22 protein-coding genes are annotated in these 22955 nt (G+C 64.7%); 9 read left to right on the forward strand and 13 right to left on the reverse strand.

Annotated elements, in window-relative coordinates:
• On the reverse strand, positions 1–1483 hold a 1483-nt coding region (locus JWQ24_RS09335), incomplete at its 3' end, for an electron-transfer flavoprotein:ubiquinone oxidoreductase (protein WP_299806972.1).
• A gap of 146 nt (positions 1484–1629) precedes the next feature.
• Here JWQ24_RS09335 and JWQ24_RS09340 point away from each other — a divergent pair.
• The gene (locus JWQ24_RS09340; RefSeq protein WP_299806974.1) at positions 1630–2496 is read left to right on the forward strand and encodes a uracil-DNA glycosylase; all 867 of its coding nucleotides are present in this window, start codon (positions 1630–1632) and stop codon (positions 2494–2496) included.
• Between the two features lie 7 nt (positions 2497–2503).
• Here the strand turns inward: JWQ24_RS09340 and JWQ24_RS09345 are convergent, their stop codons facing one another.
• The 3 genes from JWQ24_RS09345 to JWQ24_RS09355 all read right to left on the reverse strand — a co-directional run bounded on the left by JWQ24_RS09345 (position 2504) and on the right by JWQ24_RS09355 (position 6557).
• Positions 2504–4012 (reverse strand): glycosyltransferase family 39 protein, encoded by a 1509-nt coding sequence (locus tag JWQ24_RS09345; protein WP_299806923.1) that lies wholly within the window; start codon positions 4010–4012, stop codon positions 2504–2506.
• A gap of 78 nt (positions 4013–4090) precedes the next feature.
• Positions 4091–4816, reverse strand: a complete 726-nt coding sequence (locus tag JWQ24_RS09350) for a ribonuclease HII (protein ID WP_299806924.1) — start codon at positions 4814–4816, stop codon at positions 4091–4093.
• A gap of 112 nt (positions 4817–4928) precedes the next feature.
• Positions 4929–6557 (reverse strand): fatty-acid--CoA ligase, encoded by a 1629-nt coding sequence (locus JWQ24_RS09355; protein WP_299806926.1) that lies wholly within the window; start codon positions 6555–6557, stop codon positions 4929–4931.
• Positions 6558–6631: 74 nt separating this feature from the next.
• Here JWQ24_RS09355 and JWQ24_RS09360 point away from each other — a divergent pair, with 74 nt between their 5' ends.
• The gene (locus JWQ24_RS09360) at positions 6632–7711 is read left to right on the forward strand and encodes an extensin family protein (protein ID WP_299806928.1); all 1080 of its coding nucleotides are present in this window, start codon (positions 6632–6634) and stop codon (positions 7709–7711) included.
• A 154-nt stretch (positions 7712–7865) separates the two neighbouring features.
• On the opposite strand, the gene JWQ24_RS09365 is transcribed toward JWQ24_RS09360, so the two are convergent.
• Positions 7866–8549, reverse strand: coding sequence for a L,D-transpeptidase (locus tag JWQ24_RS09365; RefSeq protein WP_299806930.1), 684 nt, complete (start codon positions 8547–8549; stop codon positions 7866–7868).
• Between the two features lie 253 nt (positions 8550–8802).
• Positions 8803–9495, reverse strand: coding sequence for a L,D-transpeptidase (locus tag JWQ24_RS09370; protein ID WP_299806932.1), 693 nt, complete (start codon positions 9493–9495; stop codon positions 8803–8805).
• A gap of 386 nt (positions 9496–9881) precedes the next feature.
• Here JWQ24_RS09370 and JWQ24_RS09375 point away from each other — a divergent pair, with 386 nt between their 5' ends.
• Positions 9882–10862, forward strand: coding sequence for a magnesium transporter CorA family protein (locus JWQ24_RS09375; protein WP_299806934.1), 981 nt, complete (start codon positions 9882–9884; stop codon positions 10860–10862).
• A 305-nt stretch (positions 10863–11167) separates the two neighbouring features.
• Positions 11168–11383 carry a hypothetical protein gene (locus tag JWQ24_RS09380; protein WP_299806936.1) on the forward strand — a complete coding sequence of 72 codons (216 nt, stop codon included), beginning with the start codon at positions 11168–11170 and terminating at the stop codon, positions 11381–11383.
• A 59-nt stretch (positions 11384–11442) separates the two neighbouring features.
• Here JWQ24_RS09380 and JWQ24_RS09385 read toward each other — a convergent pair whose 3' ends face one another.
• Both JWQ24_RS09385 and pdxH read right to left on the reverse strand, forming a co-directional pair.
• A complete protein-coding gene (locus JWQ24_RS09385) occupies positions 11443–12198 on the reverse strand; it encodes an SDR family oxidoreductase (protein WP_299806938.1) in 756 nt (251 codons plus the stop codon).
• A gap of 47 nt (positions 12199–12245) precedes the next feature.
• The gene (pdxH, locus tag JWQ24_RS09390; RefSeq protein ID WP_299806940.1) at positions 12246–12911 is read right to left on the reverse strand and encodes a pyridoxamine 5'-phosphate oxidase; all 666 of its coding nucleotides are present in this window, start codon (positions 12909–12911) and stop codon (positions 12246–12248) included.
• A 123-nt stretch (positions 12912–13034) separates the two neighbouring features.
• Between pdxH and JWQ24_RS09395 the strand changes: the two genes are divergently transcribed.
• Positions 13035–13442 carry an RT0821/Lpp0805 family surface protein gene (locus JWQ24_RS09395; protein WP_299806942.1) on the forward strand — a complete coding sequence of 136 codons (408 nt, stop codon included), beginning with the start codon at positions 13035–13037 and terminating at the stop codon, positions 13440–13442.
• A gap of 141 nt (positions 13443–13583) precedes the next feature.
• A complete protein-coding gene (locus JWQ24_RS09400; RefSeq protein WP_299806944.1) occupies positions 13584–14528 on the forward strand; it encodes a J domain-containing protein in 945 nt (314 codons plus the stop codon).
• A 155-nt stretch (positions 14529–14683) separates the two neighbouring features.
• Here the strand turns inward: JWQ24_RS09400 and JWQ24_RS09405 are convergent, their stop codons facing one another.
• Complete coding sequence (locus JWQ24_RS09405) at positions 14684–15847, reverse strand: PA0069 family radical SAM protein (RefSeq protein WP_299806946.1); 1164 nt, start codon at positions 15845–15847, stop codon at positions 14684–14686.
• Positions 15848–16031: 184 nt separating this feature from the next.
• Between JWQ24_RS09405 and JWQ24_RS09410 the strand changes: the two genes are divergently transcribed.
• Positions 16032–16598 carry a glycosyl transferase gene (locus JWQ24_RS09410; RefSeq protein WP_299806948.1) on the forward strand — a complete coding sequence of 189 codons (567 nt, stop codon included), beginning with the start codon at positions 16032–16034 and terminating at the stop codon, positions 16596–16598.
• 64 nt (positions 16599–16662) lie between these two features.
• Positions 16663–17604, forward strand: coding sequence for a helix-turn-helix domain-containing GNAT family N-acetyltransferase (locus tag JWQ24_RS09415; RefSeq protein ID WP_299806950.1), 942 nt, complete (start codon positions 16663–16665; stop codon positions 17602–17604).
• 6 nt (positions 17605–17610) lie between these two features.
• Here JWQ24_RS09415 and moaB read toward each other — a convergent pair whose 3' ends face one another.
• The gene (gene moaB / locus JWQ24_RS09420) at positions 17611–18162 is read right to left on the reverse strand and encodes a molybdenum cofactor biosynthesis protein B (RefSeq protein WP_299806952.1); all 552 of its coding nucleotides are present in this window, start codon (positions 18160–18162) and stop codon (positions 17611–17613) included.
• Between the two features lie 149 nt (positions 18163–18311).
• Entirely contained in the window at positions 18312–19241 is a 930-nt protein-coding gene (locus JWQ24_RS09425; protein WP_299806954.1) for a neutral zinc metallopeptidase, read from the reverse strand.
• Between the two features lie 232 nt (positions 19242–19473).
• Here JWQ24_RS09425 and JWQ24_RS09430 point away from each other — a divergent pair, with 232 nt between their 5' ends.
• Positions 19474–20610 carry a site-specific DNA-methyltransferase gene (locus tag JWQ24_RS09430; protein WP_299806956.1) on the forward strand — a complete coding sequence of 379 codons (1137 nt, stop codon included), beginning with the start codon at positions 19474–19476 and terminating at the stop codon, positions 20608–20610.
• A gap of 444 nt (positions 20611–21054) precedes the next feature.
• On the opposite strand, the gene JWQ24_RS09435 is transcribed toward JWQ24_RS09430, so the two are convergent.
• Together JWQ24_RS09435 and JWQ24_RS09440 are read right to left on the reverse strand one after the other, a co-directional pair.
• Positions 21055–22380, reverse strand: coding sequence for a methyl-accepting chemotaxis protein (locus JWQ24_RS09435; protein WP_299806958.1), 1326 nt, complete (start codon positions 22378–22380; stop codon positions 21055–21057).
• On the reverse strand, positions 22346–22882 hold the full coding sequence (locus JWQ24_RS09440) for a PAS domain-containing protein (protein WP_299806976.1): 537 nt from the start codon (positions 22880–22882) through the stop codon (positions 22346–22348). Before JWQ24_RS09440 ends, JWQ24_RS09435 begins: the two co-directional genes overlap by 35 nt.
• Positions 22883–22955 lie beyond the last annotated feature (73 nt).

Here is a 22955-nt window from a genome sequence, read left to right on the forward strand (position 1 = left end):
TCGAGGGGCCGGCATAGACGTCATACTCGGAGGACCTCTGCAGCGCCGGATCCGCCACCCTAAGGTGCGGCGGCTGATCTTCCTCGTGATTGGTGTTGGACAGGAACACCGAGGACAGCCGGTCGAAGGTCAGCTTGCCATCCGGCTTCGGATAGGCGATCGGCTGATAGTCCTTGGCCGGCTTCAACGTCTTGCGGTCGGGCTTGTCGTGTTTGAGCGTGCCGAACAGCGAAAAGCCGAACGTGTTGCACCACATGTCGAAGCCGCCCAACGCGTTGCCGACGATGGTGCCGAACTTCGACCACAGCGGCTTGGCGTTGCGCACCGGGAACAGGTCCTTGCCGATCGACGACGCGCGCCAGCCGTTTTCGTAATCGACCAGTTCGTCATTGGCGCGGCCGGCAGCAAGTGCTGCGTTGACGTGTTCGGCGGCCTGCATGCCGCTGGCCATCGCATTGTGGACGCCCTTGATGCGCGGCACGTTGACGAAGCCCGCGGCGCAGCCGATCAGCGCGCCGCCCGGGAAGGTCAGACGCGGCACCGACTGGTAGCCGCCCTCGGTGATCGCGCGCGAGCCATAGGCCAGCCGCTTGGCGCCAGCGAAGGTGTCGCGAACCAGCGGATGCGTCTTGAAGCGCTGGAATTCCTCGAACGGATAGAGATGCGGGTTTTCATAGTTCAGATGGATCACGAAGCCGACTGCCACGAGATTATCGTCGTAGTGATACAGGAACGAGCCGCCGCCGGTGCTGTTGTCGAGCGGCCAGCCGAACGAGTGCTGCACCTGGCCCTTCTTGTGCTTGGCGGGATCGATCTGCCAGATTTCCTTGAGGCCGATGCCGAACTTGCCGGGCTCGCAATCCTTGTCGAGCGCGAACTTGGCGATCAGCTGCTTGGTCAGGCTGCCGCGCGCGCCTTCAGCGAACAGCGTGTACTTGCCGAGCAGTTCCATGCCGCGGGTGAAGGAATCCTTGGGCTGGCCGTCGCGACCGATGCCCATGTCGCCGGTGGCGATGCCGCGTACCGCGCCGTTGTCGTCGTAAAGCGTCTCGGCGGCGGCGAAGCCCGGATAGATCTCGACGCCGAGCGCCTCGGCCTTGGCGCCGAGCCAACGCGTCACCATGCCGAGCGAGGTGATGTAGCAGTGATGGTTGTCCATCAGCGGCGGCATCAGGAAATTCGGCAGCCGGAAGCCGCCGGTCCTGGTCATGAAGAAGAACTGGTCGTCCTTGACCTGGGTCTTGAGCGGGCAATCGGCGTCGTCGCGCCAGTCCGGGATCAATTTATCGAGCGAAACCGGATCGATCACCGCGCCGGACAGGATGTGCGCGCCGACCTCGGAACCCTTCTCGACCACCACGACCGAGAGGTCCGCATTGAGCTGTTTCAGCCGGATCGCAGCCGTCAGGCCCGAGGGGCCAGCGCCCACGATCACGACATCAAATTCCATGGATTCGCGCGGCGGCAATTCTTCAATGCTCATCATTTTGATCTCGGACACGTGTAAAACCCGTTCAGAACGCTTCTAAGGGTTGTTGTTTCCGATTTTGGGCGCGAGAACAACCACCGAAATGCCCGGCGGCCGTTTCGCTGCCGCGCAATATGTCCTAGATTGCGGCCATGCCCACCGTGACGCCTGATCCCGCGCCCAGCATCGCGCAACTGCTGGCCTTCTACCTTGAGGCAGGGGTGGACTGCGCCCTGATGGACGAGCCGGTCGATCGGCTGGCCGACATGGATGTCGCCCCGGCGCGGGCGGCTTCCCAAGAATCCGCTCAAGAATCGTCGGACGACGCTCCAAAGCGGCCGAGTCTGGCCTCGATGCAGGCCGGCGCACAGGCGCGGCCGGTATTACCGGCCAAAATCGAGGTCGCCCCGGAAGTGGTGATCGCCGCAGCCTGCGAGGCTGCGCGCGGCGCGCCGACGCTGGAGGCGCTGCGCGGCGTGATGGAGGCTTTCGAGGGCTGTGCACTGAAATCCACCGCGACGCAGCTGGTATTCGCCGACGGCAATCCGCAGGCCCGCATCATGTTCGTCGGCGAGGCGCCCGGTCGCGACGAGGACATCGAGGGCCTGCCCTTCATCGGCCGCGCCGGCAAGTTGCTTGACAAGATGATGGCCGCGATCGGCCTCGACCGCAGCAACGCCTACATCGCGAACGTGATTGCCTGGCGGCCGCCGGGCAACCGCACGCCGACACCGCAAGAGACGCTGATCTGCCTGCCGTTCATCCAGCGCCATATCGAACTGGTTAATCCGGACATTCTGGTCACGCTCGGCAATCCCTCGACCCAGACGCTGCTGCAGACAAAGGACGGCATCATGAAGAGCCGCGGGCGCTGGGTCGATTACGACACCGGCACGCGAACCATCCGCGCCATCGCCAGCTTCCACCCGGCCTATCTGCTGCGCTCGCCCGGCTACAAGCGCATGGCGTGGGTAGATCTCCGCGCGATCGCCGCGGCGCTGGCAGCGCTGCCGGCGCGGGAGTCGTAGCGAGCCGTTACGGCGCCTTCGGGCGCACGATGGCCCAGCCGATCCGCAGCGGCGCTTCGCGGCCGTTGACGAGGCGATCGAAGGCGCGCGGAACTTCCGGCACCAGATCGGGGAAACGGGCCGCGATGTCCGACGGCGGCGCGCCGGACGTATCCGCCGCGCGCCACACCACGACGCCGCCTGTCTGCGCAAACATCGCCGGCGTGATCCACGGCGTCCGCGCGGCGGACGCATCGAACAGCACATGCGGACGCGACGCGCCCAGGCCGATCAGCGCCGCCAGTTGTGCGTCGCCCGCCACCGCTGGCAATGGCTGGCCGGTGCGGCGTTCGAATCTGTCGCCGAAGAAACGCGCGATATCCCGCGCCGGCAGCGCGGTGGCCTGCTCGCCGCCGCCGCTCCACGGCACGATCACGGCGCCGGCCAGCACCACCAAAGCGGGCGCGGCGATCGCCAGGGCCCATACCTTGCGCAGCAGCTTGTGCCGCCGCAGCATGACCAGATCACCACTGGCGATCACCACCGCGAGGCCGCACAACAGCAACCCGATGCCGGCGCCACCGACCGGGCGGCCGAGGCCATACAGCGCCGCAAACAGGCTGCCGAGCAGGCCCGGGGCCAGCGCGAAGAAATAGACAAAGTTGCGCGCCAGGGGATCGACCGGCGGACGGAAGATGATGGGCGCGTCCTCGGGCTGCGGCACGACGCGGCGCCAATTCATCACGGTCAGCACGATCACGCCGGCCGTCGCCGCCACCAGCCAGCCGAGCAGCACACCCCACTGCTGCGCAATGCCCACGATACCCGAAAGGTCCGGGCGCGGCGGCAGCACCACCGCGTCGGCGCGGATCAGCCAGGTCGCATAGGGCAATGCGATGACGGAGATCACCAGCAGCGCGTAGATCGGATCAAAGGATCTCAGGTGGCGGCGGCCGCGCGCGGTAGCCAGCGCAAAACCGAGCGGCAGCAGCAGCAGCCACGGCGCCGTCGCGGTGGTCAGCAGCAGCAGCCCGGCCTCGATCGACAGCGCGAACCACGCGTTGCGGCGGCCCTGCCCGATCACCAGCCAGGCGTGCAGCAGCAGCATCGCCCATAGCGGCCGTGCCAGCACCAACGGGCCGAATTCGACGCCGGGCGAACTGAACGCCGTCACCGTCATGGTCAGCAGCACCGCGACCACCGCCTGCGGCCCGCCGACGATGGCGCGGCCGAGATAGAACAGCGCGCGGAAGGTTGCGATGAAGCACAGTTGCGCCAGCACATAGACGCCGAAGATGTGACCGCCAGCGGCGCGGAAGGCCATGTCGGCGAGCCAGAAAGCCAGCGGCGGGCCGAGGTCAGTGCCGACCTGATACTCGCGGCCATAGGCCAGCACGGTGGCCAGTTCGCCGGGCGGCCCCTTGTAAAGCAACAGCGGCACCACCAGCCACAACGCGGCCTGGCACAGCACCACGACCCAGAAGATCAGCCGGGGCCGGGCGCGGATCAGTTCGACGATCAGGGAGGTGAAACGCATGTATCGCCTGGACCGGCCCGCGGGAAAACCTATCCGTGTGATACGGCGCAAGCGCGATGGAGGCAACCGAACCGCGGTTCAGGCCGGGATATCGAGCGCGATCAGAGGCTCTGCTAACAGGTCGGCGTCGCGCGCGATGGCTTCGTGTCGGGCCCGCGCCGCGGCGACCGGCGCAAACAGCCGGCGATGATGCAGACTGGGGCCGAGATCGCGCAGCGCCGCCAGATGCTGCGGCACGCCGTAGCCCTTGTGGATCTCGAAGCCGTAGCCCGGGCAATCCTCGGCGAGCCGGCACATCAGCCGGTCGCGCGACACTTTGGCCAGGATCGACGCAGCCGCGATCGACAGCACCAGCCCGTCGCCGCCGATCACCGCCTCGCACTCAGCTGTCGTATCGATGCGGTCGCGGCCATCGACAAATACGTGTTTCGGCGCCTCCGGCAGCGCGTGCACCGCGCGCGCCAGAGCCCACAATGACGCGCGCAGGATATTGTCGCGGTCAATCCGCGCCGGCGAGGCATACGCCACGGCGAAGGACGACGTGGCGCAGATTTCCTCGAACAATGCGTCGCGCCGCTCCGCCGTCAGCCGCTTGGAATCGTCGAGCCCGCGGGGAATGCGCTTGGGGTCGAGGATCACCGCCGCCGCGACCACCGGCCCCGCCAGCGGGCCGCGCCCGGCCTCGTCGCAGCCGGCCACCGGCCACACGCCCTGCTTCAGCAGCGCACGCTCCCGCTTGAAGCTCGGCGCCACGGCCGCGCTTTTGCGCGGCTTGGGTTTGTCCTGTTGAGGTGTGCGAATCATGCCGGGATCGTGCGCAGGCGCGCCTAGCGGCGCAACCGGGAACTCGGGACGATGCCCGCTATTCAGATTGGATATCACCTCTCCCTGCACTTCGCAGGGAGAGGTGATAAATTTACGCCGCCGCCGTGGGCAGGCTGTAGTTCTTGAACTGATCGCGCAGGGCAGTTTTCAGGATCTTGCCGGTGGCGGTGTGCGGGATGGCGTCAACGAAGACGACGTCGTCGGGCATCCACCATTTGGCGATCTTGCCGTCCATGTATTTCAGGATGTCCTCGCGGGTCGCGGTCTGGTCGGCCTTGAGCTGCACGATCAATAGCGGGCGTTCATCCCACTTCGGATGCGCGACGCCGATCACCGCGGCTTCCGCGACCTGCGGATGGCCGACCGCAAGGTTCTCCAGGTCGATCGACGAGATCCACTCGCCGCCGGACTTGATGACGTCCTTGGAGCGATCGGTGATCCGCATGTAACCGTGGGCGTCGATGGTGGCGACGTCGCCCGTGTCGAAATAGCCGTCCTCGTCGAGGATATTGTCCTCGACCCGGTAATAGGCCCGCGACACCGAAGGGCCGCGCACCTTGAGCCGGCCGAAGGTCTTGCCGTCCCACGGCAGTACCATGCCGTTGTCGTCGGTGATCTTCATCTCGACGCCGAACGGCGGATAGCCCTGGGTCTGCAGGATATCGAGACGCTCCTCGCCTTCGAGTTGATCGAACGGCGGCTTCAGCGCGGCAAGCGAGCCGATCGGGCTCATCTCGGTCATGCCCCAGGCGTGGCGCGCGCCGATGCCCATGTCGACGAAGGCCTTGATCATCGAGCGCGGCATTGCCGAGCCGCCGCAGACGACCATGCGCAGATCGGGCAACGTGAGCTTGTTGGAAGCCATGTGGTTGAGCAGCATCAGCCACACTGTCGGCACGCCGGCGGTATGCGTGACCTTCTCGGTGGCGAGCAGCTCGTAGATCGAGGCGCCGTCCATCTTGGCACCGGGCAGCACCAGCTTGGTGCCCATCGACGGCGCGGAGAAGGCAATGCCCCAGCTGTTGGCGTGGAACAGCGGCACCACCGGCAGCATGGTGTCGGCGGCGTTGGCGCCGAGCGAATCGCCGGTATTGGCCATCAGCGCGTGCATTACGTTGGAGCGGTGCGAATACAGCACGCCCTTCGGATCGCCCGTGGTGCCGGAAGTGTAGCACATCGCCGCGGCGGTATTTTCGTCGAACTCCTTCCACTTGAAGTCGCCATCGGCCTCGGCGATCCAGTCCTCGTAGGCGACGGCGTTCTTCAGCGTCGTCTGCGGCATGTGCGCGCTGTCGCAGTACACAATGTAACGCTCGACGCTGGGCAGCTGGTCGGCGAGCTTTTCGAGCAGCGGCACGAAGGTCAGGTCGGTCATCACCACACGGTCCTGCGCGTGGTTGACGATCCAGGCGATCTGGTCGGGGAACAGGCGGGGATTGACGGTGTGGCAGATGGCGCCGATGCCCATAATGCCGTACCACGTCTCCAGATGCCGCCACGTATTCCACGCAATGGTCGCGACCCGGTCGCCCATCTTGATGCCGTCACGGTCGAGCCGCTGCGCGACCTTCAGCGCGCGGGCGCGGATCTCGGCGTAATTGGTGCGATGGATCGGACCTTCGACGGAACGGGTGACCACCTCGCGGCTGCCATGGACTTGCGCCGCCTGATCGATAATCCGGTGGCAAAGCAGTGGCCAGTCTTGCATCAACCCGTGCATTCGAACGTTCCTCCTCGATATGACTTGTGTTGCCGAGGTCCGTTTCAGGAGCTCTTTTCCGGCAAGGACTTGCGATGAACTTTAGCGTGTGGCGAAGGCTGCGGAAATGGCCTTGTGGCCGATTGATCTGCGACCAAAGGCCAATCGCCGCACTGGCTTTGGTGCTGGCAATCCTAATTTGTGCGGGTCCGGCACAGGCCAATCTGACGGCACGCGGCGTGCCACTCCCGAAACCGCGCCCCACCGAGGCCCCGTTGCCCCCGCAGCCGGACCAGCCTGCCGCCTCGGAGCGACCCGCGGCGGAGAAGCCCGCCGCCGAAGCAAAGCCGCCGGAGCTGTCGGCCTGCCGCCTGGCGCTGACCGACGCGATCGCGATCGCGCCCAGCGTTCCCGACATCAAGGGTCCCGGCGCCTGCGGCGGTCCCGACATGGTGCATCTTGAGGCAGTCGTCCTGCCCGACAGGACCCGCGTGCCGCTGAAGCCCGGGGGCACCATGCGCTGCTCGATGGCGAGCGCCGTGGCCGACTGGATCCGTACCGACATGGCTCCGATGGCCGCAGCGCTCGGCACCCGGCTCGTCGAGCTGGATAATTTCGATTCCTTCGACTGCCGCGGACGCAATCGCGTGGTCGGCGCCAAGATGTCGGAACACGGCCGCGCCAACGCGCTCGATATCCGCGGCCTCAAGCTCGGCAACGGCCAGAGCATAGCGCTGACCGAGCGCGGCACACCGCGTGAACTGCGCGAGAAGGTGCTGATGTCGATATGTACGCGGTTCTCGACGGTGCTGGGCCCGGGCTCGGACGGCTATCACGAGGACCACATCCACCTCGATCTCGCCGAGCGCCGCGGCAACTACAAGATCTGCCAGTGGAGCGTCTGGGACCAGCTGCCGGCGATCGCGCCCTTGATGCCGGCCGAACGCCCCGCCGAAGCGCCTCCGCGCGAAAGCGCGGCGGACCAGTCGGCCGCGGAGAGACCGCCGGAGACCGCGCCGGCCGAGCAGCCGGCCGCCGCGGCGTCCGCAGCCGAAGCGGAGCCCCAGGCCGTAGAGCCGGCTCCTCCGCCGGTGAAGCCCAAGGCCAAGCCCAAGCCGCGCAAACGCCACGCCGCGCCATCATCATTCCCGTTTCCGTTTCCGGTCGTCAGGTAGGGCTCTTTCGTTGACAGCGAGCACCGGCTTCTCCTCCCGCAAGGGGGAGGGAAACCACTGCCGTCGTCGCAGAACCATGAAGAAAGGCTCCGCCCAACAAAAAAGCGCCGGCAAAACCGGCGCTTTTTCTAATCCTGAGAAGTCAGTTCCGCGCCTAGTACGCGCCGCCGCCGCCCTGCAGCGCCAGCTTCGAATTCACCGGCGAGTCGCCGTGCTTCGGCTCGAGCACGACCACCACGGCGCCAGTCTTGACGCGGTTGTAGAGGTCGATGACGTCTTCGTTGGTCATGCGGATGCAACCCGACGAGATCGAAGCGCCTATATATTCCGGCTGGTTGGTGCCGTGAATCCGGAACAAGGTGTCCTTGTTGCCCTGATAGAGATACAGCGCGCGCGCGCCGAGCGGGTTGTCGATCCCGCCGGGCACCTGGGCCGGCAGGCCCTCGATGCGCGCATGAATGTCCTTGGTCGGCGTCCACTTCGGCCACTCGGCCATGTTGCCAACGCGGGCTACGCCGGAGAACGCCAACGCTTCCTCGCCGACGGTGACGCCGTAGCGGATCGCCTTGCCGCCGTCCTGCACGTAATACAGGTAGTGATTGTCGGAATCGACCACGATCGAGCCCGGCGCTTCCTTGCGGTGATAGCTGACCAGTGCGCGGCGGAACGGCTCGGCTACCGGGGTATTGACGTAGCGCGCCTTGGCCAGCTGCGCCTTGTCTGTCGGCTTCAGATTAGCTTCCGGCGCGGCCTGGAATGTGGTGGAGGTCTGCATGCAACCCGACAGCATCAGGCCGGCGGCGAGAACAAGTCCAAGCTTCATCTTGATCGACGACATTGCGAGCGTTCCAATACGGTCGGCGCCAAAGATGCGCCGTAACGGCTAATAAATCCCTGCCAAATGAGTATCGTCGAAAGCTGTATTCTTCCAGAACTTCCCTCACGCAGCGCACAAGCTGTCGGCAAGTGTGTCCGATATGTCGCAGCTTTGCCGCTCCGCGATGAAATTTCACGCAAGCTATCGCGCTTCCATGCATAAAAAACACAGGAGCCGGCCGACGCCTTTTCGAATCGCGGCTTTCGGACTCGGATCAGTTCGGCGAGCCGCCCCCGCCCTGCAGCGCCAGCTTCGAATTGTACGGCGAATCGCCCTGCCTGGGCTCCAGCACCACCACCACGGCGCCCATTTTAACGCGGCTGTAGAGGTCGATGACGTCTTCATTGGTCATGCGGATGCAGCCCGAAGAGATCGAGGCGCCGATATATTCCGGCTGGTTGGTACCGTGGATCCGGAACAGCGTGTCCTTGCCGCCGGAGTACAGGTAGAGCGCACGGGAGCCCATCGGATTGTCCGGGCCGGGCGGCACGAAGGTCGGCACGCCCAGCCTTGAGATTTCCGACTTGGTGGGGTGCCAGGGCGGCCATTCGGTCATGCTGCCGACCTTGGCAATGCCGGACCAGGCCATGGCTTCTTCACCGACGGTGATGCCGTAGCGGATCGCCTTGCCGCCATCCTGTACGTAATACAGGTAGTGGTTGTCGGAATCGACCACGATCGAGCCCGGCAGTTCCTTTCGGTGGTAATCGACGATGGCGCGGCGGAACGGCTCGGCGACCGGAGTCTTCACGTAGGACACCTTGGCCAGCAATTCCCGGTCGCGCGGCTTCATCGCGGCATCCGAGGCGGCCTCGTATTGCGTCTGCATGCAGCCCGTCAGCATCAGGCCGCTGGCGAAAAGCATTCCCAGTCTAAAATTCCAAGGTCTCAGCTTCCAAGACGACATTTCATATTTCCAGTACGGACGGCCTGCGACGCCAACGTCGCCTCGGTCGCTCCGGGCCGAATGACTATCGCCGAAATCCGCGATTTTTCCAGCGGCTACACGCTGTCAACGGACACATCGTCGCAGGCTGTGTTTAAATTGTCGCAGGTTTGAGATGCACCTGCGGGCTTCGTGAGCAATCAGAACCCTGACCTCGCATCCGGCTGATCGGTCGCGCGTCGCAGGTCACAGCGGCGTGAGTTCCGGGCTGCTCATTCGAGGGGTTGGCGCGCCGCCGGAAGACTGTCATGACCGGCCCCATGATGTCCGGCTATGCGGGTCGTCTTTGACGAATCGTCCCGCATCACTCGCCGACCACCTTGCGTCGCCATTGTCCCGGAGTTGCCATGCTCGCTGTCTTCACCCCCGTCGAGACCACCCTGAAACGCTCCGAGCCGGCCGACCTCACGGCGCTGCCGCTGGACACGGTATGGATCGATCTCCTCAACCCGTCGCCGGGTGAGGATCAGGCGGTGGAGCGATTGTTCGGCATTGCCGTGCCGACGCGGGAGGAGATGCAGGAGATCGAGATTTCCAGCCGGCTCTATATCGAGAACGGCGCGCGCTACATGACGGCGTCACTGATGTGCGACGCCGATACCGACTCGCCGCGCATCACGCCGGTCACCTTCATCCTGTCCGGCCACCGCCTCGTCACCGTGCGTTATGACGCGCCGAAGCCGTTCGTGCTGATCGAGTCCAAGCTGGCGCGCGGCACACCGCCGAACGCCAACGGCGAGACCGTGCTGCTGGAATTGCTCGACGCCGTGATCGATCGCTGCGCCGACATCCTGGAGCGCGCCGGCGCCGATGTCGACCAGGTCAGCCACGACATCTTCGAGCCCGACGAGTCGATGCGCACCGGCCACGCCAAGCGCTATTCGGAAATCCTGATCGCTATCGGCCGCAAGGGCGACCTGACCTCGAAAGTCCGGGAGAGCCTGGTCTCGATCGGCCGCGTCGTCACTTTCGTCACCGCAGAGGCCGACGGCGTCAAATGGTCGAAGGACATGCGCGCACAGTTGAAGACCATGCTGCGCGACGTAGCCTCCCTGACCGACCACGCCTCGTACCTGTCGAACAAGATCACCTTCGTGCTCGACGCCATGCTCGGCGTTGTCAATCTTGAGCAGAACAACATCATCAAGCTGTTCTCGGTGATGGCCGTCGTGTTGATGCCGCCGACGCTGATCGCTTCGGTCTACGGCATGAATTTCCGCATCATGCCGGAGCTGCAATGGGAGCACGGCTATCCGATCGCCCTACTGATGATGGTGTTCGCCGCAGCATTGCCTTACATGTTCTTCAAGTGGAAGAAGTGGCTGTGAGGATGTGAATCGCTACCAATGATGCGCTATCCTGCCTTCTTCCCTGCCGCCTTCTTCCTTGTCATGTGCGACTTCAGGACCTCACCCATCCGCGCCGCGTCCGCGCAGCCCGGCCGGCGAACACCTTCGATGCATCGACCAAGTCGAGGCGGCGCTCCCGGCCACCGTTAACAAACCACGACCTCCTTGCCGGACGCGGCGCGCCGGCAGTCTGCCACAATTCTAACCGTAAAATTTGAGCGTTTCGCTGAACGGTTGAGCGAAGGGTTGCTGTCATAACGCAAGCTCAATTGATGAGGACTGCAATGCTCGCCCCAGTGAATTCCCCCAACGTCTTCGATTTCCTGTCCTACCAGCAGGCGCGCCAGGCCACGGTGAACGCCGGCCGGGCGCAGCCAATCTCGGCGCGAAGCTGCCGGCATTGCGGCGCCTCGCTGATGGACGGCGAATCCGATGACGATTGCTCGAGCCTCGGCGTCAGCGACGCCGCGCGGGCGCCGCGCCGTATTTCTGCGGAATAAGGTGAAGCTGTCATTCCGGGTTCGCTCGCAGCAAGCTGCTCGCACCCCGGAACGACAAATCAGACGTGCTGGCCGCCGTTGATATGGATCTCGGCGCCGTTCACGTAAGACGACGTCTCCGTGCACAGCACATAGATAATCTTCGCCACTTCGTCCGGCGTGCCCAGCCGATTGAGCGGGATCTGCTCGGCGACGATCTTCTCGGTGCCCGGCGACAGGATCGAGGTGTCGATCTCGCCCGGCGCAATTGCGTTGACGCGAACGCCGTGGCGGCCGAAATCCGACGCCATCTCGCGGGTCAATGACGCCAGCGCCGCTTTCGAGGTCGCATAGGCCGCGCCCGCAAAGGGATGCACGCGGGAGCCGGCGATAGAGGTGACGTTGACGACCGAGCCCTTGGCCGCCTTCAACTCCTCGATAAGCCCGCGCGCCATCATGATCGGCGCGAAGAAATTGACGCGAAACACATGGCTCCAGGTATCGACGTCGGTGTCAATCGAGCCCATCCGGCCGCCGCCGTCGGCCTTCGGCGAGATCGCGGCATTGTTGACCAGCGCGTGCAACGGGTCGCCGTTGAGCCGCTGCTTGATCTCCGCGATGGCGCGCGTGGTGTCGGCGTGGTCGGCGAGATCGACCTGGATGTGGTCCTCGGGACCCGCGTCCCACGGGCAGACTTCGGGAAACGGATGCCGCGAGCAGGTCAGCACGCGCCAGCCGGCGCTGGAGAAGCGCATCACAGTGGCATGGCCAATGCCGCGGCTGGCGCCGGTCAGCAGCAGAGTGCGCTTCGGCACGTTGGAACCTGTGGACGCCATGCTGCTGCTCGGTCTCGTTCGGTTGGTCGGGCTGTCGGAAGTCTGGCTCACGGGTAGAGCCTCACCTTGGTCCAGGATCCGGAGGGGGCGTCCGGGGGCGCCGCAGCCACCTCGCGGCGGAATTCGATACGGTCGTGCAGCCGGAACGGGCGATCTTGCCAGAACTCGAAGCGCTGCGGCGTGATACGCCAGCCGCTCCAGCCGGCCGGGCGCGGTACGCCGCCGATCAGATGCTTGGCGGCTTCCCTGGCGATCGCCTGTTCGAAGGCAAAGCGGCTCTCCAGCGGCTGCGACTGCTTGCTGGCCCAGGCGCCGATCTGCGCCTGCTTGGGCCGCGAGGCAAAATAGGCGTCGGCCTCGGCCTCGGTGACGCGGGTTACCCGCCCGCGAATGCGCACCTGCCGGCGCAGCGACTTCCAGTGAAACAGCAGCGCGGCCTTGGGATTGCCTGCGAGTTCCTGGCCCTTCTGGCTGGCGACATGGCTGTAGAAAACAAAACCCTCGGCGTCATAGCCCTTCATCAGCACCATTCGGACATCCGGCAGGCCGTCGGCATCGACGGTGGCCAGCGCCATGGCGTTAGGATCGTTCGGCTCGGAGGCCTGCGCCTCGGCGAACCATTCAGCGAACAGCGCAAAAGGCTCCGCCGCGGCCGTAAAATCACCGGACGTTAACGGAGTTGGGTCTTTGATGGGTGCGATCGTGTCGGTCATGTCCGGAGTTCCGTCTTGCGTTGGCCTGATGCTTCGAGCTTGCTGCGGTTCCTGCATAGGCCAGTCCTATATAGGGCACGTCTTCGCATTGGCCTATCGGCCATCTGCCCGCGCAGCGCTGCGATGGCAGCGATTGTGATTGGTACGGGTCTGTGCGGTTGCAGCGTCGGCCGCAACGAAGGCGCCTTCGCCAAAATGGAAAGCGGCGATATCACCGGCTCGATCACGCCGCTGGCGCCGGCCGCAGGCCCGGAGCCAACCGAAGCTGATCTGGTGTTCGCCCGCACCGCCGCCTCCGACGTTCTGACCAAGGGCGACAAGGATTCCAGCCAGCCGTGGGAAAACCCCTCGACCGGCGCACGCGGCTCGGTGACGCCGCTGTCCAATGCCTATACCGAAGACGGCCAGACCTGCCGGGCGTTTCTCGCCAGCTACGTCAACGGCCGCTCCGAAACCTGGCTGCAAGGCGCCGCCTGCAAGGAAGGCGGGCGCTGGGACGTTCGCTCGCTGAAGCCGTGGCGGCGGAGCTGATGGTATCGCGACGGCCCGTGACGGTTCTTGTCATGACGGTTCTTGTCACGACGCAGTTGCAAAAAAGACACCAAAGCCCCAAATGAGGGGCGAAGCGGGCCGTTTGCCCGCATTTTCCGGTTTTGCCTGAAGGAGTGACGGATGCGCGACCCCTATGAGGTCTTGGGGGTGCAGCGGGGCGCCAGCGCTGCGGCGATCAAGAGCGCCTACCGCAAGCTCGCCAAGAAACATCATCCCGATAACAACCAGAAGGATCCGAAGGCCGCCGAACGCTTCTCCGAAGTGAACTCGGCCAACGAGATCATCGGCGACGAGGACAAACGCAAGGCGTTCGACCGCGGCGAGATCGATGCCGACGGCAAGCCGAAATTCCAGGGCTTCCCCGGCGGAGGCCGCGCTTCCGCGCAGCCCGGCTTCGAGCACGCCTTCCGAGGCGGAGCACAGCAGGGCTTTGGCGGCGGCGGCGCCGGCTTCGAAGATATTCTCAACAGCATGTTCGGCGGCGCGGCCGGCCGCGGCCGGGGCGGCCAGCAGGGCTTTGAAGACCGCATGGCTCCCCCGGACCTCGACCTCGCGGTCGCCATGACGGTGTCGCTGGAGGAGTCCGTGCAGGGCGCCGAGAAGCGCGTCCGGCTGCCGAGCGGCAAGGAACTGAACGTCAAGATTCCGGCCGGCGTCACCGCGGGCCAGCAGATACGGCTGAAGGGCCAGGGCGAAAGCGCGCCCGGCCATCGGCCCGGCGACCTGATGATCACCGTCAGCATCGCGCCGCATGCGTTCTTCAAGGTCGACGGCAGCGACCTGCGCGTCGACCTGCCGATCACGCTGTACGAGGCCGTGCTGGGCGCGAAAGTGCGCGCGCCGACGCTGTCCGGCGCGGTCGAGCTGTCAATTCCGAAGAACACCTCCAGCGGTCGCGCCTTCCGCCTCAAGGGCAAGGGTCTGCCGAAGGCCGGCGCCCCAAACGGCGATCTGTACTTCACCACCCGCATCATGCTGCCCGACGGCCACGACGCCGGGCTGGAAGCCCTGATGGAAAAATGGCGCGAAGGTCACCCCTACAATCCGCGCAGCGATCTGGCGTGATCGGCAGTAGGCGAGGGAGCCCGCATGACTGACTGGCTCCCCTCACCTGACCGCGCTGCGCAGGCACCCTCTTTCCGCAAGCGGAAGAGAGGGGCCAAGTCCTGGCAGCAAAACTCCTGGCGGCGAAACATCTGGCAGCGAAACTTCTTGCAGCTCTAAAACAAACTCAGCTGCTGCCCGGTCTTGGCCAGTCGCACGAAATGGTCCGTGGTCAGTTTCGAGCGGCGCTTGTTCAAACCTAGCTTGGCGCAGGCGATCTCGAAGCGGCGGCCGATCATCCAGGCCATCGGCCCGGTGCCCTTCATCCGTGTGCCCCATTGCGAGTCGTAGTCGCGGCCGCCGCGCATGTCCCGGATCAGCGTGAAGACGTGGCGGTAACGATCCGGGTAATTCGCCATAAGCCATTCGCGAAACAGGTCGCGGACTTCCAGCGGCAGCCGCAGCAGCACGTAGCTGGCCTCTTTCACCCCCGCATGCGCCGCGGCATCCAGAATGCGCTCGATCTCGGCATCGTTCAGCGCCGGGATCACCGGCGCGACCATCACCGTGGTCGGAATGCCCGCCTCCGATAATTGCCGCAGCGCTTCCAGCCGCCTCTCCGGCGACGATGCCCGCGGCTCCATCGTGCGCGACAGTTTGGGATCCAGCGAGGTGACGGAGATCGCTACCTTGGCGAGATTGCGCTTCGCCATCCGTGCCAGAATATCGATATCGCGCGTCACCAGCGCCGATTTGGTGACGATGCCGACCGGATGGTTGGCACGCTCCAGCACTTCGAGGATGCCGCGCATCACCTTCCGCTCGCGCTCGATCGGCTGGTACGGATCGGTGTTGGTGCCGATCGCGATCATCTTCGGCTCGTAATCCGGCGCAGCCAGCTCCTGCTCCAGCAGCCCCGGCGCGTCCGGCTTGACGAACAATTTGGATTCGAAATCAAGCCCCGGCGACAGGCCGAGAAAGGCGTGGCTCGGCCGCGCGAAGCAATAGACGCAGCCGTGCTCGCAGCCGCGATAGGGATTGATCGAGCGGTCGAAGCCGATATCCGGCGAGTCGTTGCGGGTGATCACCTTTCGCGCGGTGTCGACGGCGACCGTGGTCTTGAACGGGGCGAGGTCGTCGAGGCTCTGCCAGCCGTCGTCGAAGGCGACCCGGGCCTCGGCCTCGAAGCGACCGCTGTCGTTGGACTGCGCGCCACGGCCGCGCCGCCGCTGTTTCTCGATCGCCACCTCGATCTCGGGGAAAGGCGAAGGCACACCCGCCGGTTCGGAGGGCGCCGGGACCGGCGGATGCTTGAGGGCGACAGCGTGATTGCGACTCATGCCACCAAGATAGCGACATATAAGAACAAATCAAGAACATAAATTTGTTGGAGCTGATAGGGCCGGCATGGCACCAATGGCGTCGATCGCCAATACCCGAAATAGCTACGCCGTTGCGGCTGTTTTAAAGGTCACGAGATGATAACGCTGCTGCGCTTCACGGAACAGGTATCATGAGCCCCACATGCTGAGCGTGATCATTCCCACCGATGGCGTCGAACAGGACGCCGTGGCCACGCTGGCGGCGCTGGTGCCGGGCGCTGCGGCGGGCGTGATCAAGGAAGTACTGCTGGTCGACCGCGCCGGCACCGACGTGATCGAACACGTCGCCGATGTCGCCGGCTGCGATTTTCTGCCCTTCCAGGGCAGCCGCGCCGCGGCGATGGCGGCAGGCGCGAAACAGGCGCGTTCGCCGTGGCTGATGTTCCTGCATGCGGGCGCGGTGCTCGACGCCGGCTGGATCGAGGAAACCTCGCAATTCATCCAGCGGGTGTCGACGAGCGACCGGCCGCGCGCCGGCATCTTCCGCTACGCCCGCTCGCCCTATAGCGACGCCCGCTTCACCGACAGCTTGAAATATCTGGCTCGGATGCTGACCGGCCCGTCGGCCGACCAGGGCCTGCTGATCGCACGCGACCATTATGATCGACTCGGCGGCTATGCCGATGCGCGGCGCTCGGAAGCCCGCCTGATCCGCCGGCTCGGCCGCTCCTCGCGCACACTGTTGCGCAGCCGGATCAGCGTCGCCTGACGCCGCGAAATTACTTGCCAGAGGCAAGCAATTGATTGACGATGGCAACCATCGAGGTTGTGCCATGCCCCCTGCCATTTCTTCCCCTGCCATTTCCGATCAGCAGATCGCCGCGGTGCGCGACTTCAACCGCTTCTATACGCGCCGGCTCGGCGTGCTGGAGCAGCAGTTTCTCGACAGCCCGTGGTCGCTGACCGAAGCGCGGGTGTTGTACGAGCTCGCCAGTCGCGAAGCGTCGTCCGCGAAAGAGATCGCCGCGGCGCTCGATATCGACGCCGGCTATCTCAGCCGCATCATCCAGAATTTCTCGGAAAAGGGGCTGCTCACCCGCCGTCCCCTGCCGGCCGATCGCCGGCAGTACCAGCTTGGCCTGACCGCCAAGGGCCGGCTCGCTTACGGCCGCGTCAATCGCAGCTCGCATGACGATATCGCCGCGATGCTGAGCGAACTCACGCCTGCCGATGCGGCACGGGTGGCGCAGTCGATGACGACGATCGAGCGGCTGCTCGGCAACGAAACCGCGCCGCCGCAAGCGACGCTACGCGGCCCGCAGCCCGGCGACATGGGCTGGGTGGTGCAGAGCCACGGCGCGCTTTACGCCGCGGAATATGGCTTCGATCCGGTGTTCGAAGGAGTGGTGGCCGACATCGTCGCGAAATTCGTGGCGTCGTTCGATGCGTCGCGCGAACGCTGCTGGATCGCGGATATTGCGGGCCAGCCGGTCGGCTCGGTGTTTCTGGTCGGGCAATCCGACGAGATAGCCAAGCTGCGGCTTCTGCTGATCGATCCCGCCGGGCGCGGCCAGGGCCTTGGGCAGCGATTGGTGCGCGAATGCATCGGCTTTGCCAGGCAGTGCGGTTATCGCCAGATCACGCTGGGGACCCACAGCATTCTCATTGCCGCGCGAAAAATCTATCAGGACGCCGGCTTCGTGAGAATCGCAAGCGCGCCGCACCGCGGCTTCGGCGTAGATCTGACGGAAGAGACCTGGGAACTGAGACTGTAGGCTGAACTACTTCGCCGTGCCGCGGCGCAGGTGTTCGTCGAGGCGCGGCATGATCTCCACGAAATTGCAGGGCTTCGTACGGTAGTCGAGCTGGGCGGCGAGAATGCCGTCCCAGCCGTCGCGGCAAGCGCCGGGCGAGCCCGGCAGGCAGAAGATGAAGGTCGCGCCCGCCGTGCCCGCAGTAGCGCGGCTCTGGATCGTCGAGGTGCCGATCTTGGCGTGGCTCAGCATGTGAAAGGCGATCGAGAAGCCGTCCATGCGCTTCTCGAACAAAGGCTCGATCGCCTCCGGCGTAACGTCGCGGCCGGTGAAGCCGGTACCGCCGGTGGTGATGATGGCGTCCACACCGGGATCAGCAATCCACTTTTTGATGATGGCGCGAATAGCCTCGACGTCATCGGTAACGATGTCGCGCGCGGCGAGCCGGTGGCCCGCGTCGGTGAGGCGATCAGCCAGCGTCGTGCCGGACTTGTCGTCGGCAAGCGAGCGCGTATCCGAAATCGTCAGCACCGCGATGTTGAGCGGGACGAAGGATTTTGTTTCGTCGATGGATGACATGGTCGCCAACTTTTGTTTCGTCATTGCAAGGAGCACTTGCGATGAAGCAATGCAGCTCTTTCGCGCTTGCCGCCTTCTGGATTGCCGCGTCGCGGAGTTTATCATCGAGCCGGCGGAGCCGGACCCGTTGGCTCCTCGCAATGACGGAGCTACAGCCGCTCCGCGCCAAACGTGTTGCAGGCCTGCACGGTGCCTTGCTGATACCCCGTCATGAACCAGCGCTTGCGCTGTTCGGCGGAGCCGTGGGTGAAGGAATCCGGCACCACGCGACCCTGCGCCTGGCGCTGCAGCGTGTCGTCGCCGATCGCCGCGGCGGTCGTCAATGCTGCGTCGATGTCGCCGGCTTCGAGGAAGCCCGGGCGCTTCTTTTCTTCCCGGTTGACCCAGACGCCGGACAGGCAGTCGGCCTGCAGCTCGACCTTGACCTGCAGGAGATTGGCGGCGGCCTTGCTGCCGGCCTGCTCCTGCAGACGCGTCACGCGCGGCAGGATGCCGAGCAGGTTCTGGATGTGATGGCCGGCCTCATGCGCGATGATGTAGGCCGCGGTGAACTTGCAGGCATTGCCGGAGCAGCCGCGGAAGCGCGTCTCGACCTGACGGAAGAAGCCCGTATCGAGGAATATCTGCTTGTCGGGCGGGCAATAAAACGGCCCCATCGCCGACTGCGCCATGCCGCAGCGGCCGCCATTGGTGGCGTTCTTGAAGAGAACGATGCGCGGCCCGGCATAACGCTGGCCGCTCTCCTTGAAGATCTCGTCCCAGCGATCGTCGATTTCGCCGAGCACGCCGGAAATCATGCTGCCCATCTCGTCGGTAGGCGCGCCGCCCTTGGCGGGCGCAGAGCGCCGGTCGGTCTGGTAGGTCGGCGCCTGCTGGCCGCCAGTGAGTATTTCCGCACCGCCGATCAGGACACGTGGATCGATACCGAACGCCCAGCCGACCAGACCGAGCACGATCACCGTGCCGATGCCGAGCCCGCCGCCGCCCATCGGCATACCGAATCCGCCGCCACCGCCACCACCACTGTCGTCACGACGGTCGTCGATATTGTCGCTGCGACGAAAGTCATCGTAACGCATGGTGCTTTTCCTTCATTCGTTCGTCGCGACGCGAGAGCCGACCCTAACGCGGCAATCGCAGAAGATTTCCATCGCCCTGACATTAAATCACCCGGCAAATAATGCCTAGCATGAACGCCCCCGAAGAAGATTGCAATTAAGTCGATTTTTACTTTGCCGCGTCATGGTGTGGTCAGTCGGTTGTTTAGTCCCGCGTCGCCGACAGCGTCGCCTGAGTCAGAGTAGTTGAGTCATGGTTGTTTCGCTTCGCGGGGCGTCTGCAAGGGCGCCCCGCATTAAATTTGAATCTGGCCCGAGTTCCCGAATTGTCATCGGGGATTGCGTCGCCGAGATGTCCAAGTTGCCGGCTGCTTCGGTCGATCTGGTATTCGCAGATCCGCCGTACAACCTGCAACTGAAGGGCGATCTCAAACGCCCCGATGAATCGCACGTTGATGCGGTGAACAATGACTGGGACAAGTTCTCGTCGTTCGCCGCCTATGACGACTTCACGCGCGCCTGGCTGCTGGCAGCCCGCCGCATCATGAAGCCGTCGGCGACGTTGTGGGTGATCGGTTCGTATCACAACATCTTCCGCGTCGGCTCGATCATGCAGGACCTCGGCTTCTGGGTGCTGAATGACATCGTGTGGCGCAAGTCGAATCCGATGCCGAATTTCCGCGGCCGACGTTTCACCAACGCGCACGAGACCATGATCTGGGCCGCGCGCGATGAAAACGCCAAGGGCTATACCTTCAACTACGAAGCGCTGAAGGCAGCCAACGAGGACGTCCAGGCGCGCTCCGACTGGCTGATCCCGCTGTGCACCGGCGAAGAACGCCTGAAGGGCGCCGACGGCAAGAAAATCCATCCGACGCAGAAGCCCGAGGGCCTGCTGGCGCGCGTGCTGCTGTCGTCGTCGAAGCCCGGCGACCTGGTAATCGATCCGTTCAACGGCACCGGCACGACCGGCGCCGTCGCCAAGCGCCTCGGCCGCCACTACATCGGCTTTGAACGCGACCGCGAATACGCTGCCGCCGCCGAAGCGCGCATTGCCGCGATCGAACCGTTGCCCGACGCCACGCTGGCGCCGTTCATGACCGCTCGCTCGGCACCGCGCGTGGCGTTCTCCGAACTGCTCGAGCGCGGCATGATCCAGCCGGGGGCAAAGCTCGTCGATCTCAAGAAGCGCCATGGCGCTTTGGTGCGCGCCGACGGCGCCATCATGCTCGGCGACAAGGTCGGCTCGATCCACCGCATGGGCGCGGTCGCGCAAGGCTCGGCCGCCTGCAACGGCTGGACGTACTGGCACCTGGAAACCAACAAGGGCCTGCGCCTGATCGACGAGTTGCGCGCACAGATCCGCTCAGAGATGGGCTTGGTTGACTAGCGATGCAGGGGTGCGAAGGCACCCCTTCCCCAAGCGCCGCGCCCCTCGTTGCCCCATGCCAACGGACAGCACGCCAGCGATCGCGCGTCGCGCGGCCCGATGACGGGGCCACCCCCTACAATCAAAGAACTCTTGAAGCGGTTTAAGATCGTGTCCCTGACGCGGTGCGGCACATGTGTGCCGCTTTGCAGGGACGAGACACAATTCCAATGGGCTGAACCCGCCTCTGGATTTCCCTGGCATCTGATGCACGTGGCTTGAATCGCGCGCAGCGCGTGAGACCAGGGTGAGGAGGATTCAGAAATTCACCCGATAGTCCCCTTCACCCGACGCGAACGACCTGCGGTCCTTTGCGCCACCCTCTTCCCGCAAGCGGGACGAGGGGGCCGGGTGCCGATGTTTCATTCGGAGTGGATCAGACTTGAGATCTCTGCACGGCTGCGGTTACGCAGCCTGGCTGGCCTGGTCAACCAGGCTCTGCCGGGCATTTCCGAGATAGCTGCGGATTTCCTTGGTCAGCAGGCCCGATTGCGACGACAGGTCGCCGGATGCCGCCATCGTGGAAGTCGCCAGTTGCTCGGTGCTCCGGGCCGTCTCCGCCAGCGACTGGAGGTCGCCGGAAATGTCGCGCACCACAGAAAAGGCCTCGTCAACATTGCGGGCAATATCCGCGGTTGCCGTCGACTGCGCCTCGGAAGCGTCGGCGACCTTGGTGGTGATCGCGTTGACCTCGGCGATCACGCTGCCGATCTCGGTGATGGATTCGCCGACCCTGTCGGTGGCGGATTGCACCTGCCCTATCTGGGCTTCGATCTCGGCGGTGAAATTGGCCGTTTGGGTTGCCAGCGCCTTGACCTCGTGGGCCACCACCGCGAAGCCGCGTCCGGCATCGCCGGCGCGCGCCGCCTCGATGGTTGCGTTCAGCGCCAGCAGATTGGTCTGGCTGGCGATCACGTTGATGGACTTTACCACCTCGCTGATGCGCGCGGCGACGTTGCGCAACACCTCGACATGACCAGCGGCATCGGCAACGCGCGCTACGGCGCGGACGGCGATGGCGGCGGAGCGATTGACGTCAGCGCCGACGTCGCTGGCGCTGGACGACAGCCGCGCCGTTGCCGACGCCACCGTATGCATGTTGGCCGCGGCCAGCTCGGACGCCGCCGCCACCGACGTGACCCGCTCCAGAGCGGAGGTGGCGCCAGTGCGGAGATTTCCTGCCGTACCGCTCATCTCCACCGCGCCGCTGTCCAGCGCATTCACGATGGCACCGACGGTGACCTCAAGCGCGGAGGTCTGACGTTCGAAGTGGGTGATGCGTGCGGCGATGCTGTCGGAAGCGGCGTTGATGGTGCTGGCGCCATGCAGCAGGCTGCCGTGCAAACCGCCCGGCAAAATCCGGCGATAATATTTATTGTGATGCAACGCCGTCATCGCCGCAGCGGATTCCCGCACGAAGGCATCGCAGCCATCGATCATGTCGTTGATGGTGTGCAAGAGCTCGCCGAGGCCGCCGAACGCCGGCAAGCCGACCAGCCGGGCCTCGAAATCACCCTGCGCGATCGCGCGACAGACCGTGCTCGCGCGCGCGATCAGCCGAACGGCCTGCGTGAGCCAGACCAGCGTCAACGCGGCCGCGACCAGCACGACAGCCTGAACCGTCATGGCCGCGCCGGAAAAGCCTGCCAGTTGAAGCGCGAGCGCGAGCGCCGAACCGGCGATCGCCAGCAGCGTGCTAAGCTGCGCTCTTGAGAGAAAACATAAGTTCATCGTAACTGGCTTTCTTCGATGCGACGAAGTCCTCAAGGGCTTTTTGGCCCGCGGCAACGGCGTCTTTTCCATTCTTGTGATCGCGTTCGATCGCCAGAATCCCGGCGTAAAGCGGCGCAATGGTCTTCTCGATCAAAGCGCGCTGCGGCGCCCGACGATTGGAGTGATAGCCAGTGATCTTGCCGTCGGGGCCGAAGGACGGCGTCACATGCGCGAACACCCAGTAATGATCGCCGTTGCGCGCCATGTTCTTCACATAGGCAAAGATCTCGCGGCGATCCTCGATCGAACTCCACAGCAGGCGAAACACACTGCGCGGCATGTCGGGATGGCGCACGATGCTGTGCGGCTGGCCTACCAATTCGGCTTCGCCGTAGCCGGCCAGCGTGCAAAACAGCCGGTTCACGTAGGTCAAACGGCCCTTGAGATCGGTCTTCGACACGATCAGCTCCGACGCCGGAAACAATATCTCGCGTCCGGTCGGGATGATCTGGTTGGACATGATGCACCTGTCGGGCTGCGCTGTGAACTTGAGTGCGATATACAGAATCCTCGCTGAAGATTGCATTAAGCCT

It is taken from the genome of Tardiphaga sp. (assembly GCF_028290495.1).
Taxonomy (GTDB): domain Bacteria; phylum Pseudomonadota; class Alphaproteobacteria; order Rhizobiales; family Xanthobacteraceae; genus Tardiphaga.

Bases quoted from the DNA above. Each gene is read 5' to 3' on its own strand.
- JWQ24_RS09345 (WP_299806923.1), bottom strand. From the start codon at position 4,012: ATGCGTTTCACCTCCCTGATCGTCGAACTGATCCGCGCCCGGCCCCGG.
- JWQ24_RS09350 (WP_299806924.1), bottom strand. From the start codon at position 4,816: ATGATTCGCACACCTCAACAGGACAAACCCAAGCCGCGCAAAAGCGCG.
- JWQ24_RS09355 (WP_299806926.1), bottom strand. From the start codon at position 6,557: ATGCACGGGTTGATGCAAGACTGGCCACTGCTTTGCCACCGGATTATC.
- JWQ24_RS09360 (WP_299806928.1), top strand. From the start codon at position 6,632: ATGAACTTTAGCGTGTGGCGAAGGCTGCGGAAATGGCCTTGTGGCCGA.
- JWQ24_RS09365 (WP_299806930.1), bottom strand. From the start codon at position 8,549: ATGTCGTCGATCAAGATGAAGCTTGGACTTGTTCTCGCCGCCGGCCTG.
- JWQ24_RS09370 (WP_299806932.1), bottom strand. From the start codon at position 9,495: ATGTCGTCTTGGAAGCTGAGACCTTGGAATTTTAGACTGGGAATGCTT.
- JWQ24_RS09375 (WP_299806934.1), top strand. From the start codon at position 9,882: ATGCTCGCTGTCTTCACCCCCGTCGAGACCACCCTGAAACGCTCCGAG.
- JWQ24_RS09380 (WP_299806936.1), top strand. From the start codon at position 11,168: ATGCTCGCCCCAGTGAATTCCCCCAACGTCTTCGATTTCCTGTCCTAC.
- JWQ24_RS09385 (WP_299806938.1), bottom strand. From the start codon at position 12,198: ATGGCGTCCACAGGTTCCAACGTGCCGAAGCGCACTCTGCTGCTGACC.
- pdxH (WP_299806940.1), bottom strand. From the start codon at position 12,911: ATGACCGACACGATCGCACCCATCAAAGACCCAACTCCGTTAACGTCC.
- JWQ24_RS09395 (WP_299806942.1), top strand. From the start codon at position 13,035: ATGGCAGCGATTGTGATTGGTACGGGTCTGTGCGGTTGCAGCGTCGGC.
- JWQ24_RS09400 (WP_299806944.1), top strand. From the start codon at position 13,584: ATGCGCGACCCCTATGAGGTCTTGGGGGTGCAGCGGGGCGCCAGCGCT.
- JWQ24_RS09405 (WP_299806946.1), bottom strand. From the start codon at position 15,847: ATGAGTCGCAATCACGCTGTCGCCCTCAAGCATCCGCCGGTCCCGGCG.
- JWQ24_RS09410 (WP_299806948.1), top strand. From the start codon at position 16,032: ATGCTGAGCGTGATCATTCCCACCGATGGCGTCGAACAGGACGCCGTG.
- JWQ24_RS09415 (WP_299806950.1), top strand. From the start codon at position 16,663: ATGCCCCCTGCCATTTCTTCCCCTGCCATTTCCGATCAGCAGATCGCC.
- moaB (WP_299806952.1), bottom strand. From the start codon at position 18,162: ATGTCATCCATCGACGAAACAAAATCCTTCGTCCCGCTCAACATCGCG.
- JWQ24_RS09425 (WP_299806954.1), bottom strand. From the start codon at position 19,241: ATGCGTTACGATGACTTTCGTCGCAGCGACAATATCGACGACCGTCGT.
- JWQ24_RS09430 (WP_299806956.1), top strand. From the start codon at position 19,474: ATGGTTGTTTCGCTTCGCGGGGCGTCTGCAAGGGCGCCCCGCATTAAA.
- JWQ24_RS09435 (WP_299806958.1), bottom strand. From the start codon at position 22,380: ATGAACTTATGTTTTCTCTCAAGAGCGCAGCTTAGCACGCTGCTGGCG.
- JWQ24_RS09440 (WP_299806976.1), bottom strand. From the start codon at position 22,882: ATGTCCAACCAGATCATCCCGACCGGACGCGAGATATTGTTTCCGGCG.